The organism is Polaribacter sp. Z014 (genome assembly GCF_023555435.1).
In the GTDB taxonomy this organism is placed as follows: domain Bacteria; phylum Bacteroidota; class Bacteroidia; order Flavobacteriales; family Flavobacteriaceae; genus Polaribacter.
Genome location: NZ_JALCZP010000003.1, coordinates 102,162 through 118,254, shown reverse-complemented (window position 1 = coordinate 118,254; position 16,093 = coordinate 102,162). Strand labels below are relative to the sequence as shown.

9 protein-coding genes are annotated in these 16,093 nt (G+C 31.3%); all 9 read left to right on the top strand.

Annotated features, from left to right (window positions below; translation table 11 throughout):
* Positions 1-60 precede the first annotated feature (60 nt).
* The 9 genes from MPF19_RS05895 to MPF19_RS05855 all read left to right on the top strand — a co-directional run bounded on the left by MPF19_RS05895 (position 61) and on the right by MPF19_RS05855 (position 16,071).
* Positions 61-1,983 carry an FAD-dependent oxidoreductase gene (locus MPF19_RS05895; protein WP_249987183.1) on the top strand — a complete coding sequence of 641 codons (1,923 nt, stop codon included), beginning with the start codon at positions 61-63 and terminating at the stop codon, positions 1,981-1,983.
* A 92-nt stretch (positions 1,984-2,075) separates the two neighbouring features.
* A complete protein-coding gene (locus MPF19_RS05890) occupies positions 2,076-3,203 on the top strand; it encodes a hypothetical protein (RefSeq protein ID WP_249987182.1) in 1,128 nt (375 codons plus the stop codon).
* A gap of 392 nt (positions 3,204-3,595) precedes the next feature.
* Positions 3,596-5,875: an alpha-amylase family protein gene (locus MPF19_RS05885; RefSeq protein WP_249987181.1), complete on the top strand. Its 2,280-nt coding sequence runs from the start codon at positions 3,596-3,598 to the stop codon at positions 5,873-5,875.
* Positions 5,876-5,911: 36 nt separating this feature from the next.
* Positions 5,912-7,351 (top strand): hypothetical protein, encoded by a 1,440-nt coding sequence (locus MPF19_RS05880; protein WP_249987179.1) that lies wholly within the window; start codon positions 5,912-5,914, stop codon positions 7,349-7,351.
* A 237-nt stretch (positions 7,352-7,588) separates the two neighbouring features.
* A complete protein-coding gene (locus MPF19_RS05875) occupies positions 7,589-10,675 on the top strand; it encodes a SusC/RagA family TonB-linked outer membrane protein (protein WP_203393461.1) in 3,087 nt (1,028 codons plus the stop codon).
* 21 nt (positions 10,676-10,696) lie between these two features.
* On the top strand, positions 10,697-12,481 hold the full coding sequence (locus tag MPF19_RS05870; RefSeq protein ID WP_203393460.1) for a RagB/SusD family nutrient uptake outer membrane protein: 1,785 nt from the start codon (positions 10,697-10,699) through the stop codon (positions 12,479-12,481).
* A gap of 10 nt (positions 12,482-12,491) precedes the next feature.
* Entirely contained in the window at positions 12,492-14,273 is a 1,782-nt protein-coding gene (locus MPF19_RS05865) for a SwmB domain-containing protein (protein ID WP_203393459.1), read from the top strand.
* A gap of 18 nt (positions 14,274-14,291) precedes the next feature.
* The gene (locus tag MPF19_RS05860) at positions 14,292-14,693 is read left to right on the top strand and encodes a hypothetical protein (RefSeq protein ID WP_249987177.1); all 402 of its coding nucleotides are present in this window, start codon (positions 14,292-14,294) and stop codon (positions 14,691-14,693) included.
* Between the two features lie 223 nt (positions 14,694-14,916).
* Positions 14,917-16,071: a mandelate racemase/muconate lactonizing enzyme family protein gene (locus tag MPF19_RS05855; protein ID WP_249987175.1), complete on the top strand. Its 1,155-nt coding sequence runs from the start codon at positions 14,917-14,919 to the stop codon at positions 16,069-16,071.
* Positions 16,072-16,093 lie beyond the last annotated feature (22 nt).

Genomic DNA, 16,093 nt, shown 5'->3' with positions numbered 1-16,093 from the left:
GAATTATGCTGAAAAGCAAAAAATATATTGGTAAGAAATAATCCATAAAACAACATTAAAATGAAAAGAAGAGATTTTTTCAAAAAAGGAGCAACAGCTGCAATTGCAGTCGGCGCAATACCTATGATTGCAACGTCATGTGCAAGTACAAATGATATGGTGTATGATAGAGAAAATGATAAATGGTTTCATTTAGGAACGGGCAAAACAGGTGTAAATTCAAGAAAAAAAACAGATGGATACGATGTTGCTGTTATTGGTGGTGGAGCAGCGGGAATCTGTGCTGCAGTTGCTGCTGCAAGAAATGGTTCTAAAACGGTTTTAATTCAAGACAGACCCGTTTTAGGAGGAAATGCTTCTAGTGAAATGCGTGTGCATTTAAACGGAGTGAATAATATTAAGGGAAAAGCAGAAAGAGAAACAGGAATTATAGAAGAAATTTTATTGCACAATCGTTTTGAAAATGAGCAAGAATCTTTTCCTGTTTTCGATCATGTTTTATATGATTTTGTGGTGAGGGAGCCTAATATTACATTGATGTTAAATACCCAAGCGGTAGATGCGGTGATGGATGGAGATAAAATAAAATCTGCAATGTGTTGGCAAGCAACAACCGAAACCATGTTTACGATTAATGCGCCCATTTTTATTGATTGTTCTGGTGATGGATTGTTAGCTGCAACTTCTGGTGCAGAATACAGAACAGGTAGAGAAGGGAAAGCAGAATTTAATGAAAAATATGCACCAGATGAGCCAGATGGATGGCAAATGGGCGCAACTTTATTAATGTCTTCTAAAGATATGGGGAAACCTATGAAGTATTCTCCTCCTTCTTATGCTATTAAATACACGCATGAAGGTGCAAATAAAAGAAGAAAATTTGCTGGTTTTAGAGATGGTGTTTGGTGGATAGAAGTTGGGAGTGAAGATGATATTATTGCAGAAGCAGAAGTGAATAGACATAAATTAATGGGCTATTTACATGGTGTTTGGGATTATATTAAAAACTCGGGTAAGTTTCCTGAAGCAGAAAATTTAGCCTTAGATTGGGTAGGTTCTTTACCCGGAAGAAGAGAGTCTCGTCGTTTTGTTGGAGATTATATTCTGTCGGAAAAGGATATGACAGAACACAAGCATTTTGAAGATGCGATTGGTTTTGGGGGTTGGTCTTTAGATGAGCACAATCCTGGAGGGATAGAGAATATTTCTGAACCACCAAGTTATTTTCATTATCATTTTAAAGAAGTTTATCAGTTTCCTTTTAGAAGTTTGTATTCTAAAAATGTATCTAATTTACTATTTGCTGGTAGAAATGTGAGTCAGACGCATATTGCACTTTCATCGAGTAGAATTATGGCAACATGTGCTTTAGAAGGTCAGGCAGTTGGTACCGCAGCTACTATTTGTAATAAATACAATATAAACCCTAGAGAAGTCGCTAAGAAACATATAAAGGAATTACAAGAACAATTATTACGTGATGATGTTTTTATTCCGAAGAGAAATGCCAACGACCCAAAAGATTTGGCTAAAAAGGCAAGTACCATTTTTGGTTCATCTACTTCTTCTGGTGATGCTAAAAATTTAACAAACGGAATTTCGAGAGATATTTACGGAGAAATAAATCATTGGCAATCGGATGGACTTTCAGCAGAAATTCAAGCAGAATGGGAAGCTCCAGTTACATTATCATCCATAGAAATTAAATGCGATACCAATGTGAATCGTAATATTATGATGCGTAAAGACAGTAAAAATGACGATTTGTATGGGAATTCTGTACCTAAAGAAATGTTGAAAGCAGTAAGTTTTGAAGCAAGAGTGAATGGAAGTTGGATAGCCTTAGGTGCTATAACAGACAACAGAACGCGTTTGATTAAAATGAAGTTTAGCAGCGTAAAAACGACAGCTATTAGAGTAAAAATGACAGAAACTTATGGCGCTGAGAATGTAAAACTTTTTGAGTTGCGTTGTTATGCATAATAGACTGATAACTACTTTTGATTTACAGAAAATCACATAAATTAAAGAATATGAATCTATATTGATCTCCTAATATAGATTCATCCACATAAATGATACATTTTATAAAAATATATTTTTGGATACTCGTTCCACTTCTTTTGATAAGTGGTGCAGATATTCCTGTAGATCCCTATAAAACAATTCAACATAAAATAGAGATAACGCATCCGGGAGAAAAGGAGGCTGTAACTATTATTTTGAATCAAAATATAGATGAAAATGGACTTCCTATTTCCTATTATATGGATGTTCAATCTGTAATTTGTTTAGAAAAAGTTTGTAAAATTATTCCTGTTCGTATTTTTTGGAATGACATTGGCGAATATCAGAAATATGAGTTGGAAGAAGGAGCAACTTTAGAAAAGTATGAAGATGCTGTATTTGAATCTCAAGATTATCTAAAATTACAAACCATTTTAGCGAATGTAAACTCTCCTTTTAAAGATGTTTTTATAGATGAAATTTTAACTGTAGTTGATGAACATAGTGATGAGGATACAGATGCTGTTTCTGGAGCAACAGCTTTAGAGTTAGATGAAAAAGATACAGTTCCTGGTGCGGCTTTAACTTGTTTTACTTTATGGCATTGGGCAAATGGAGATGTTGTGCAGAAAATTAAAGAAATTACAGGAGAATCCGTTTCAGAGCAACAATTAAAAGTTTTTTTGGTTGATGAAAATCAAGCTTATTTTAAGATTGCTTTGCATGATTTAGAACGAAGAAAAAATTACACAGCGCCTTTTATTAAGGTCATAACCAAAAGAGTTTTAGAAGAAGAAACTTTATTAAAATCGACTTTTGCTTATATAGAGAAAGCGCCTGCAGATATTTATTTTTCAGCAGCAGAAGAGGTTTTTGTAAGGGGGAAAACGGCACAGCAGTTAGCGGCAATTCGGTCTTTGAAATTAATAAATTACAAGGTGTCAAGTTCTTATTTAGATCGCTTAAGCAATCAAATCCCGAAGTTAAGTTCTTATCAAGAGGTTTCTTTTTTTCTAGATGTAATACAGGCTAAAAATCCCATTTCTAAAAAAGTGGTAGAAAATGTATTACCACTTTTAAAATCAGATTTTATAACGGCAAGAAGAGCGTATTGGTTTTTAAAAAATCAGCAATTATCAGCAACTCAAAAGGAGCTTCTACAAAATTTTGAAAAAGAAAACAAATCTTCATTATAATATCATTTTTGCTTTTAAATTGTATCACTCAAACTTCTTAAGTATGGTAATTTTGAGGGGGTAAAAGGTACTATTTAGCAATTTTTCGTATCAATATTATGATAAATTGCCGATATGTATTAATTGATGTATCAAAAATTGCAATTACACCAAATATTAATGCTTTAGTAAGGAAGGTATTTGTTGTTTAATAGTGCATCTTGTTTATAGGTGATTTAGAGTCCTTCTAGGTTAGATTTAATAAAAGAAACAAGATTAGAAACTAAAAAATATTTTTAAAAATAATCTTGAAATTGTAAAACAATTACTAGAACAATTTAATCAGTTTTGGTAAAGAAATAGTGTTAAACATTAAAAAATAAAAGACTTCATTTATAAAATAAAAATAGATTATGATTCAAAAAAGTATCTTGGTAATTTTTCTTTTTCTTGGTGTAAGCCTTTTTTCTCAATCTTTAGAAAAACAAATAAAATCTAAAGTATCAGTTTTAGAAAATCTAGTGGAAAAATTAGAATTAAAAAAAATTGATAATTATAAAGAAAAATTGGCTTTAAATACAGTAGATATATTTAGAAAATTTGCAAAATGGGATGAAAATAATATTGATGAGAACACAAAACTTTATAAAAAAGTAACTATTTATAAAAAGAAAGCGGCAGAAATGGCAACTAATTTGCCAGATTTTGAAAAAAAGGACATGTTACTTCTTTTAGATGAAAGTATACAAAATGCCAATGAATTATTGACAGGTGAAATTTTTAGAAAAAAATATATAAGACCAAATTGGCATAAAATAGCTATCAAAGAAAACACTTTAGTAAATGGAAATAGACCTGTTTTTCTGTCTGATTATACATGGAAACCAGGTACAAATCAATTAGATAAATATTTTGGAGAATTAGATGTTTTTTTAATAAGTCCTTCTCAAGTAAAGAATAAAAAAGGTGAAATTACTCCTCAAACAATTAAAAAAATTAAGGAAAGTTATAGCCAAAAAGCAGGTTTTGTGTTTGTTTCTCAAAAAAATATTCCAAAATGGACTTTAACAGAGTTTGGAGAAGAGTTTGGTGAAATTCAAGGAAAACCATTTACAAAGTATGACATAGATAATCCTGGAGCAAGAATTTTAATGTCAAATTTATTTAAAGGAACTGTGCCTTTTCTAAGGGATAAAAAATTTACGCAATTAGGTTATATGTTAACGAATGAACCACGTTGGGCAAATTACACAGATGGAAAAAAGAAAGTGTGGTTTAGACAGGATGTTTCTAATTATACAATTAAAAAATTTGAAATATGGCTTCAAAAAAGACACAAAACAATTGCGCAATTAAATTCTCTTTGGAAAACGAACCTTGTTAATTTTAGTGAAATAGAAAAATTATTGCCTGTAGATTTATCAGAAAGAGGTACTCCTAAATGGTATGATTGGACTACTTTTAATGAAGAAAGAGTGATAGATTGGTTTCAATTTTTAAAAGCAGAATTATTAAAGAATGATCCAAAGGCAAAAGTACATTTAAAAATAATGCCATCAATTTTTACCGATAATAATGCAGATGCAGGTATAGATTTAGAAGCTTTAACAGAATTATCTGATATTAATGGAAACGATATTGCCGCACATTATAATAATATAAAACCCAAAAAAATACATTCTGATTGGGATAAGAAATATGTGTTTGGTTGGAGAGAACTTTTTATGGGTTATGATTTCTTAAAATCGATAAAACCAAATCAAATTAATTTTAATTCAGAAAGTCATTTGTTAAGCGGAAGCCATACAAGAGACTTAAATATGAATCCTAAATATGTTAGAGCAACTTATTGGGTTGCTCATTTGTTAGGTTTAAATGCGTCTCAAACTTGGTATTGGCCAAGACAAAATGATGGCTCTTTGCGTAGAAATTTAACAGATGGTTATGCTGGTTCTAACAATCAGCAACCAAGAGTTACATTTGAATTAGAGAATACTTTAATCGATTTAAATACTTTTTCTGAAGAGGTTACAGCTTTTCAAAATCAAAGAAAACCAATTAGAATTTTTTATTCTAAGACCGCTGCAAAACAAAAAGGAGATTATATGGATGGTATTTTTGATGTATATGAACGTTTAAATTTTGAAGGAATTTCTTTAGGGTTTGCGACTAAAAATATCATTAAAAAACAGGATAAAGCCAATTGGGATGTTATTTTAATTTACAATACGGAACACGTAACGGAAACAGAGTTTGAGGCTGTACAGCAGTATTTAGATGAAGGAGGTAGTGTTATTATGGATAAGAATAGTTTTAAAAGTAATGAATATGGCGAGCCCTTAAAAAGCTTAGAATCAAAAAGTAATAATTTATTTATTTTAAATTCTTTGGAGGAAATGCAGTTAAAAGCATTGTCTTTTTTAAGAAGTAAAAAGGCGTTACCAGAAATAGTAGTTACAGAAAAAACAGATTCAGATTTTAAAACATGTACTTGGCGTTCTATAAAAACAGCTCATGGTAGAAACTTACTTTCAATTATTAATTTAGGTAAAAATAAAGTTCAATTAGAAGTTTCGTTTTCTAATAAAGAAAGTAAACCTGTTTGCAAAGATCTTATAAATGGAATTCCTGCTTCATCAACGCCGGTTCTTAAGCCTTATGAAGTCTATTTCGTAGAGGTTTCCGAGAAATAAAAACGATATACTTTTACTTTTATAAATAACTAAAAAATGAAAAATTACTTCTTAATTTTATTCAGTATTTGTGCTTTTTCTCAAGAAAAAACAATTTCAGTAGAAAAAAACTACAACAACTGGGGATGGAGTGACGTGTACGTTGCTAAAAATAAATACATCAGTTTGGCGGTGGTACCTGAAGCTGCTGGTAGAATTTTAGAATATAATTTAGGTGATGTTCCATCTTTATGGGTAAATCCAAAATTAAAGGGTAAGTCTTTTGGGGCTTCAGAGGAAGTAAAAATGAATGAATGGCGCAACTTTGGTGGTTATCGATTAGTGCCATTGCCAATTGAAAATTCATCCATAGATAAAAATGGAAACAAATCTAAACGTTGGCCGCCGCCAGTTGTAATTGGAGATTCACCTTATAAGGTATCTATTGGAGAAAATTCCGAAGGAAAGAAAACCATTGAAGTGCAATCTGGTGTGCAAGAATTACCGGTTCCTTTTTTCTTCGGAAAAGAAAAGAAATTTTTATATCCAGATAAAATTGATGAGAAAATTCAATATGGTAGAAGTTTGTATATAGAATCCAATTCTAGCTTGGTTTACATCTACCATACATTAAAAAATGTTGGAGACAAAACAATTAAAAAAGGATTGATGATTTCTAGCCAACATGTTTCTTGGAGTGATTCAAAATTACAAGACGGACATAATTTTAGTGCTTTTATTCCTTTTTCGGAAGAATTGAAATTACCAAGCGGAGCACAATTCGAAATTTCTGCAACGCCAAAACAACGTTGGAATTTTATCAATAGAAATCGTTTTAAGATTGATAAAAATAACACAGAAGATGTAAAAAAATATTTTAATAAAGGAACCAATTGGAAAGGCGAAGTTGCACCCGGAATTTATGAAGTTGAATATGATTACAATGCAATGGCTGGTTTACATATTATATCATCCAAATCTTGGATTTGTTATGTAAATAAAATTACAAACACTGCATTTGTAAAAATTATGGAACCTTATGATGCTTCTAAAGAATATGACCATGGCATAAATATGGCTATTTTTTGTAGTGGATTAGAAACCGGATATTTAGAAACGGAAGTAAAAACACCTTTATATACGTTACAGCCAAAAGAGAGTTTTACCTATAAAGAAATTCATGGAGCTGCAAAAATTGAAACTTCGCCAGTTTTAGATGTAAATCTAGCAGGTATTATTACAGGTAAATTACAGTTAAAAAAAGATACTCAAACTTTAAAGGGGTCTTATGGGGTTTTTATGGAAGGACAAGCTTTTCTATATTTAAAAAATAAGAGAGGTAAAATAATAAAAGAGATAAAATTAGAAAAAGTGAATCCATTAAAAGTATTTATACTTCAGACTAAAATATCGATAGATAAATCAATTACTTCCATAGATTTGATAGTAAGAGTTTTAAAATCAGAGGATCATGTTTTAGATTCTTTAAAAATATAGTTTTCCAACGTTTCTAAAGTTAGACTGATATTACCTTAAAGAAGTAAAATAACATATAATAAGGATAAAATACAGTAATAAAGAGATAAATGACATATATCTAAAATTGAGATTATGCTGTTACTTTGTAATCGTAATTTTATGTTAAAAAATGTAGACTATATAATTAATAGTTGGTTTTTTTATCATAAGAGTTTACAAAAGCAAACAAATTCAATCAAATTCAAAATTAAATACATGAAAATTTTAAATTTATTATTGAGTAAAGCCAAGGCAGGTAGTTTCTTGCTTTTACTCTTTGCGCTGTTGTGTCAGTTTAGCTCCAATGCGCAGTCAATTAAGGTATCCGGAACCGTAACAAGTTCTGAAGATCAGGGGCCAATACCAGGAGTAAGTGTTGTTGTAAAAGGTACAAAAAATGGTGTTTCAACCGATTTTGATGGACTTTTCTCTATTAAAGCCAATGTTGGAGATCTTTTAGAGTTTAGTTACATTGGTATGACGCAGAAAGTTTTAAAGGTTAAAAATGCAACGATGAATGTTGTTTTAGATCCGTCTGTAGAAAGCCTACAAGAAATAGTAGTAATTGGGTATGGAGCCGTTAAAAAGAAAGAAATAACGGGTGCCGTAGTTCAAGTAAAAGCAGAAGACATACAGAGTGTTGTTAGTTCTGATTTAGGATCGGCTTTACAGGGACAAGTATCTGGTGTAAATATTGTTTCTTCTTCAGAACCAGGAGGAACATCAGAAATATTAATTAGAGGTGTTACTTCTTTGTCTGGAGATAATACTCCTTTATATGTTGTAGATGGCGTTATACAAGATGGAGATCCAGGAATTCCACCTTCAGATGTAGAAACTATTAACGTATTAAAAGATGCTGCATCAACTGCTATTTATGGAGTTCGTGGAGCTACAGGTGTAATTTTAATTACAACTAAACAAGGTAAACCAGGTTCTTTACAAGTTAGAGTAAATGCTAGTTATGCAATACAACATAGAAGAGCAGCAGTGCCTTTAATGAATTCTGTAGAGCAAACTTATTTTGATGTTGTTCAAAATAGAAATGTAAATGGAGGTTATGATGATCAAGTTAGTTTACAGATTTTACAACAACCAAGAACTTTTTTAAATGAAACTAACTTAAGCGATTTAATTTTTACTAATGATGTACCAACACAAGATTATAATGTAAATGTTTCTGGAGGTACAGAAGATATCACTTATAATGTTTCTGCAGGGTTTTTTAGTCAAGATGGACTACAGATTAATTCGGGATATAATCGTTTTAATATTAGAGCAAGTACAGTTTATGAAAAAAATAAGCTAAGAATTCAATCTAGTGTTTCTATGAATACAGATAGTAGAGATATTCCTCAAGGAAATCTTTTATCACAATCTATTGTGTATAGACCTACTCAAAATGGTGTAAATTTAGATAATTTAGATGAATTGTCTCAAGGTGGAGATGATGTAAATAGATTAGGTTGGGTTATTGAAAGTTTAAGAACTACTAATAATTATAAAACTACAAGATCTGCAGCAACACTTAATTTAAAGTATCAGGCAACAGAACATTTAAATCTTTCTAGTAATTTAGGTATTACTTCTATTAATAGTATTGGTAAAATTTACAGACCGTATCAAGAAATTTATAATAATCAAAATCCACCAGTATTACAAAGTCAGCCAGAAGATAGTTTTGTATCTAATAGAACTAGGTTTACTACCAATTTAGTAGCAGAATTTGGTGCAATCTATAATAAAGTGTTTGCCGAAGATCATGATCTTACACTTACCGCTTTTATTTCTGGAGCAAAAAACACAAGTGAAGCCTTTACTGCAACTAGAAATGGTGCTACTAATGATGATGTACAAGTGTTAAATGGAGCAACAGGAACTCAGTTTGTTTCTTCAGGAAATGATTATACTCAAACTAGAATTGGTTTAATAGGTAGACTTCAATACAGTTATAAAGGGAAATATATTTTAAGTTCTAGTTTACGTAGAGATGGATCTTCTAAATTTCCGGTAGATAATAGATGGGGTACATTTCCATCAATCGCATTAGCTTGGAATGTTTCTGATGAACCTTTTTGGGATAAATATAAAGGAACTGTAAATAACTTTAGACTTAGATTAAGTCAAGGTACAGTTGGTGTAGATAGAATTGGAGATTATTTATATTCTGCAGGGATTTCTCAAGATATTAATTACGCATCTTCTACAGGAGCAGTTAGTTTAGGAGCTACTCAAGAAAACTTTGTAAATAGAGTTTTAAAATGGGAAGAAACAACGCAGCAGAATATTGGATTCGATTTTGGATTCTTAAGAAATAGATTAACACTTTCGGCAGAATATTATCATTCAGATAAATCAAACATGTTGTTTCCTGTTTTTATTCCTAATTCAGCGGGTGGAGGTAACAATGCAACCGTAGTTTTAAATGTTGGAGATATGGTTAATTCTGGTTTAGAATTAGCATTAGGATTTAGAGGAAAAGTAGGAAATGTTAGATATAGAATGAATGGTACTTTTTCTACAAACCAAAATGAAGTTACAAAAATTAGTGGAGATACTAAATTTCAGTTAACTACAGATAATGGTCTAGTGGGTAGAGCACCACAACAATCTAGAGTTACAGCATTGGCCGTAGGGCGTGAAGCAGCAGCTTTTTTCCTATGGAGAACAGATGGTATTTTAGATACAGAAGTAAAATTAGCAGAATACCAAAGCAATATTGATAGAAATGCTAGAATGGGAGATACTAAATTTATAGACCAAAACAATGATGGCGTTTTAGATGAATCAGACAGAGTTTATAGCGGTAGTGGTTTACCTGAATATGAATTAGGATATACGTTTAATGCAAACTATAAAAATTGGGATTTCTCAATGAATTGGTATGCTGCATTAGGGCAAGAGATAATGAATGGTTTTGATGCTTGGGCATATGGTTTTGGTAGACATAAAGATCAAATTTATCAATGGTCTCCACAAAATCAAAACTCTACAGTACCTACTTACAGAAATGATGTAACAAGACATAACAACTTTTTAGGATATAGTGATCTTTGGTTAGAAGATGGTTCTTACTTAAGATTAAGACAAGTTTCTATGGGGTATAGTTTTCCTAAAAAGACTTTAGAAAAAATGGGACTTAGTAGATTACGTTTTTACGTAAGAGCTCAAAACCCATTAACCATAACTAAATATTCTGGTTATAACCCAGAAGTAGGCGGTGGTATACAAGCAAGAGGTTTAGATAAAAATACTGGACCAATATCCTCACAATATATGTTAGGGGTAAACATTAATTTTTAATTTAATATAAATTTATTTGTGATGAAACAATTAATTTTTAAATATTTCATATTCATTTTTACCTTAGGTATTTTAACCTCATGTAATTCAGATGAATTCTTAGAAGAAAAGAATCCAAACTTAATCTCTACAGATAGTTATTGGAGAAACTTAGCGGAAACAAAAACAGGGTTAAGTGCTGTTTATCAAACATTACATAAACCAGCTATTTTAAATAAGTTTGAAGAAATGTTACGTTCAGATATGGGATATCCTGGTTATGGTCGCCCAAATCCAAACAATACAGAAGATTTCTACTTACACTTATATAATGGAAGTACTTTGGCAATTTTAAATAAATGGCAAGATACTTATTTGGGTATTTTTAGAGCAAACCAAGTAATTGAAGCTTTAAATAATATAAAAGAGACAGCAACAGATCAAGCTGAATGGACTTCTCAAATGGCGCAAGCTCGTTTCTTTAGAGGATTATTTCACTTTTATTTATACACTACTTTTAATAATGGAAGTATTATAATAAGAGATGCAGTTCCTGCTACAAATGAAGATTTTTCAAAAGCATTATCTCCAGCTTCAGATGTAATTAGTTTTGTTAGAGAAGATTTAGAATATGCGTATGCAAACTTGTATAAAAGAGGAGAATACCCAGATAATGATTTGGCAAAAGTAACTTCTGGTGCAGCTGCAACAATTTTAGGAACCAGTTATTTATACGAATTAGACTACAGTAAAGCAATGGTTTATTTTGATGATGTAATTAATAATCATGGATATTCTTTAGAAACAGATTTAACAAAAATGTTTACAACCGCTGGTGAGTTTAATAGCGAATCAATTTTAGAAATTAATTTTTCTGAAGAAAATGCAAGATTAGACTTAGCTCCTTGGGATGGAGATTCTGGTACAAACTGGGTAAATGTTCGTACAGCACAAACGCGTTCTGCAGTTGGTCCAGCTTGGATTGTTAATGCGTATAAATCAGAACCTATGGATCCTTTAGATTCTAGAAACTATTATACGGACCCTAACACATCTTTAGTTAGTTTAAGAAGCGTACCATTAAGAAACTCTTCTATGATGGCGGTTGTTGATGATAATGAAACAACGTATTATTTAACAGGAACTACCAGTGAATACGGTAGATTTGGAGGAACCAATTGGGGTTTCGGTTGGTGGAAAAAATATACCAATAGTGATATTGTATCTAGTGAAAGTCTAATTCCTGGAGGACAAGCATATTCTACTAAAAACATTACGCTTAATAGATTGGCAGATGTTTTGTTGATGCAAGCAGAATGTAAAATTAAAACAGGAGATGTAGATGGAGCTATAAAATTAATAAATCAGATAAGAAAAAGATGGGGATTGGTACTTTTAGGAAGACCAAACGGAGATACCACTCGTACTTATGATAAAGACCAATCAGATCCAGAATATACGGCAGATGAACTAATGCAGCGTTTAATGAGAGTTGAAAAGCCTCTAGAAATGGGAGCAGAAGGGCATGATATTCGATTTTTAGATTTCCAGAGATGGAAAAAATCTGATAATTATGGTTTTAAAGACAGATTAAAAGAATTGTCTAATGAAGTATACTATGGTGTAGATTATACGTATACAAAAAGAAGTAATAACCAAACGGTTACAAGAGGTAATTTTCCTTCATTAGTAAACGAATTACCAACAGTAAATTCTACTGCTGTAGATTATGAATATGATACACCATATTTAAATTATGATGAAGCTAAAAATGGTACGTATCCTATTCCTTTTGCAGAGGTTAACTCAAACCCAAACATAAATTAAAATATATATCATGAAAAACATAAAAAAATATATACTTTTCTTCAGTTTACTGGCTTTACTAAGTTGTGAAGAAGATTCTTATAAAGGTTATACGGCACCAGATGATTTATCTGATGTTTCATGGCTTATTGGTTTAGATCCAAACAGACCTAATATAGATGCAAAGTTTAAAGTAAATGTAGATACCTATATTTCTTTCTTCGATTTATCTCAAGGAACAACTAGTCACGAATGGATTTTAGAAGAAGGAGATAACTTCTTAAAAGAAGGATTTACTTCAAGCGACACTTTATCAAAGTTTATTAATGAAAGTGTTAGTTTATCTAGTTCAGCAAGTAAAGCACATGTTTTATTTGGTAAAAGTGGTCTAACTAAAATTAGATTAAGAAATAAATTTGCTGAAAAAGTAACTCCTAATGTTTCGGAGGATAGAGCAGCATATGTTGTTGTAAATTCATCAACAGAAGGAGATGAACATGTAATGGATGTCGAATTCTTGTTTGACGTATATGGAAATATTTTACCTGCTTTTTCAGTTTTAAAAGACGGTGCAGAAGTATTAAATGTTACAGAAACAGATATTCCTGATATTAAAGATGAAAGTACTTGGCCAGTTATAGAAGTAGAAGCGGCAACAGGGTTAACTTTTGTAGATAAATCTACTACTGGTAGACCTAATAGAGTAACGTGGTTAATTCCAGACGGAGTACCTAATCAATCAGGTACCTTAGCGCAATTATCTCAAGAGGTTAAGTTTTACAAATTAGGTACCTATAATGCAGGTACTATAAGATCTTTAAGACAAGTACAAACTGTAAATGGTGTTGTAGATAATGCACCAGTTGCTTCTGTAGAAAAAATTATTCCATTAAAGGTAAAAGTAATACAATCTTCACAACCTTTTGTTTTTGACAATGCCTTAACAGAAAATGAAAATGAGGTAATACAGTTTAGAGTTACTGGAGAGTTAAAAGCATTTTCTGGTGAAGAATCTAATTTTACAGTAAATGTAAAAAATGCAGCAAAAGGGTTTGATCAAGATATTGCTGTACAATCTGCAAGAGTAAAAGATGGTAATGCTACTTTTATTGAGTTAATATTATCTGCTCCAATTTATAATTCGGATGTAATTACTGTTTCATATAATGGATCAACTATTCTTTCTGCAGACGAAAGAAAGCTTGCTCCTTTTGCAAATCAAAAAGTACAAATGCATTTTGATAATAACATTTTACCAGCTAATTCTTGGGGAAGTTTTGAGCCAGAAGGAGGTGGTATAAATAATGCCTTTGCAACAGGTAAGTTTTTTATACCTGGAGCAAACGGAAATGGTCAGTTTGGTGCTGGAGAAGAAATTTGGGCACGTAGCACAGATAAGTCTTATGCAGGTGGCGCTAGTATGAGATATAAGCTACCTAATGTTGCAATACCATTGGTAAACCTATTTGGTTTTGGTTTAGCAGATGGCCCAGATGGAATGCCAGCAGGATCTTATCAAGTATCTTATTGGGTTTATGTAGAGCCAGGTACAACTTTAACTACTTTTAGAATGGAATTTGGTAATCCTGTTTTAGATTATTTACATTTTGATATATCAAGTATCGCAAAAGGTAAATGGGTGCGTGTTTTTGCAGATGCGCCAGCTGTTATTCCAGTAGATTTAACAAGTAGCGATAAAGAAAGAAGAACTACACTAAGAGTTTTAGCAGAAGATAATGTTGGAATTACTACAGCAGAACAGCTAATGTATTTAGATGAGTTAACGCTTATTAAGTTAGAAGATAGACCATAATTTAAATTAGAAAAAATAATGAAAAATATAATAAAATATATAGCGGTATTTGCAATTGTTATTGCATTTGTTTCATGTGATGAAGAAAGTAATTTTGAAGAATCTACTATTGCTTTGACACCTGTATATACTATTTCAGATATTACTGGAACCAATGCAGCTTTTAAAATTAATATTTATAAAGAGAAAAGTGTAATAGTAGAATATTCTTCAAGTGTAAATCTAGAAAGTTACACATCTTCTGGTTTTACAGATGCTTCTACAGATACAACTTATGAAGTAACTGTAAATAAGTTAGATGATGAAACAACTATAAATTATGTGTTATCTGCTGATAAAACAACAGGAGATGGAACCTTAACTGTAGATGGAACTACCATTTTTAATGTAAAAGTTTCTGAAGAAGAAGTTTATAATTAACACTCTAATTCAATACTAAAAAAGAGGTTGCATCTAGGTGTAGCCTCTTTTTTGTTTTAAGGAGTTTAATTAATTTTTACTTCATAATTAAAAAGGTAATATATGATTTGTTTTAGATAAAAATGGAGACGGTAAAAAACAACTTAAGAATTACTTTTATACTTTAGCATGGTTACAGTCTTGTAATTTACAATTGCTAAATAGTCAACTAAATAACTAAACAATGACAATAGAAAAAATAGAAGCGTTCGTTCTTAAAGATACTTTATCTAAAAGTTTTTTCTTTTCACAATGGGAATATGCAGAGCGTTGTATCTGTATTGTTAAAGTAACAGCATCTAACGGTCAACACGGTTGGGGAGAAGCTTATGGTCCTGCTACAATGGTAGAAGCAGGTATAAAATTATTAGAACCAACTGTTCTTGGAGAAAATCCTTTAGAAAATGAAGTAATTTGGAACAAAATGTACCGAAAGACTTTAGATTTCTCTAGAAGAGGCGTCTATATGGCTTCAGTTAGTGCTATAGATATTGCTATTTGGGATTTAAAAGGAAAAATTTTAGGATTACCAGTTTCAACTTTATTAGGTGGTGCTCATAGAAAAAAAATTCAACCCTATGCAACAGGTTTATACTTTACAAATCACAATAATTTTTCTGATGGTTTTGTAGAAGAAGCTAAATTATACGTTTCTCAAGGTTTTAAAGCCATGAAAATGAAAGTAGGTTTAGGTATTAAAGAAGATGTTGCTAACGTAAAACTTATTAGAGAAACTATTGGACCGGATATAGATTTAATGGTAGATTCTAATCATGCGTATACTTTTAGAGAAGCTGTAGAGTTATCAAAAAAAATAGAGAAATACGATATCAAATGGTTTGAAGAACCTATCTCACCTGAGTTTTATGAACAATATAGCGAGTTAAGAGAAAAAACTACGATTCCTATTTCTGGTGGAGAATGTGAGTATTTACGGTTTGGATTTAATGAATTGATCAAAAATAAATCTGTAGATATTCTACAACCAGATATTTGTGCAAGTGGAGGTTTAACAGAAGCAAAAAGAATTGCTGCCTTAGCAAGTACAAATGGTATCGATTTAATACCTCATACTTGGGGAACTTCTATTGGTTTACATGTTGGTTTGCATTTTATAGCGAACTTAGAGGCGATTCCTGGTAGAATGTATCAAGCAAATTACCTAATGGAGTTTGATCAAACAGAAAACGGACTTAGAGATAACTTAACATTTCCAAAATTAGAAATGAAAGAGGGTATGTTAGAAGTACCAAATAGACCAGGCTTAGGTATTGACGTAGATGAAGATATGTTACGTAAGTATTGTATCAGTTCTACGACCAATGAAATAGAAGTTTAAAAAATATAAAATAAATAAACAA

Excerpts from the sequence above, each read along its gene's own strand:
- MPF19_RS05895 (WP_249987183.1), top strand. The coding sequence starts at position 61 with ATGAAAAGAAGAGATTTTTTCAAAAAAGGAGCAACAGCTGCAATTGCA.
- MPF19_RS05890 (WP_249987182.1), top strand. The coding sequence starts at position 2,076 with ATGATACATTTTATAAAAATATATTTTTGGATACTCGTTCCACTTCTT.
- MPF19_RS05885 (WP_249987181.1), top strand. The coding sequence starts at position 3,596 with ATGATTCAAAAAAGTATCTTGGTAATTTTTCTTTTTCTTGGTGTAAGC.
- MPF19_RS05880 (WP_249987179.1), top strand. The coding sequence starts at position 5,912 with ATGAAAAATTACTTCTTAATTTTATTCAGTATTTGTGCTTTTTCTCAA.
- MPF19_RS05875 (WP_203393461.1), top strand. The coding sequence starts at position 7,589 with ATGAAAATTTTAAATTTATTATTGAGTAAAGCCAAGGCAGGTAGTTTC.
- MPF19_RS05870 (WP_203393460.1), top strand. The coding sequence starts at position 10,697 with ATGAAACAATTAATTTTTAAATATTTCATATTCATTTTTACCTTAGGT.
- MPF19_RS05865 (WP_203393459.1), top strand. The coding sequence starts at position 12,492 with ATGAAAAACATAAAAAAATATATACTTTTCTTCAGTTTACTGGCTTTA.
- MPF19_RS05860 (WP_249987177.1), top strand. The coding sequence starts at position 14,292 with ATGAAAAATATAATAAAATATATAGCGGTATTTGCAATTGTTATTGCA.
- MPF19_RS05855 (WP_249987175.1), top strand. The coding sequence starts at position 14,917 with ATGACAATAGAAAAAATAGAAGCGTTCGTTCTTAAAGATACTTTATCT.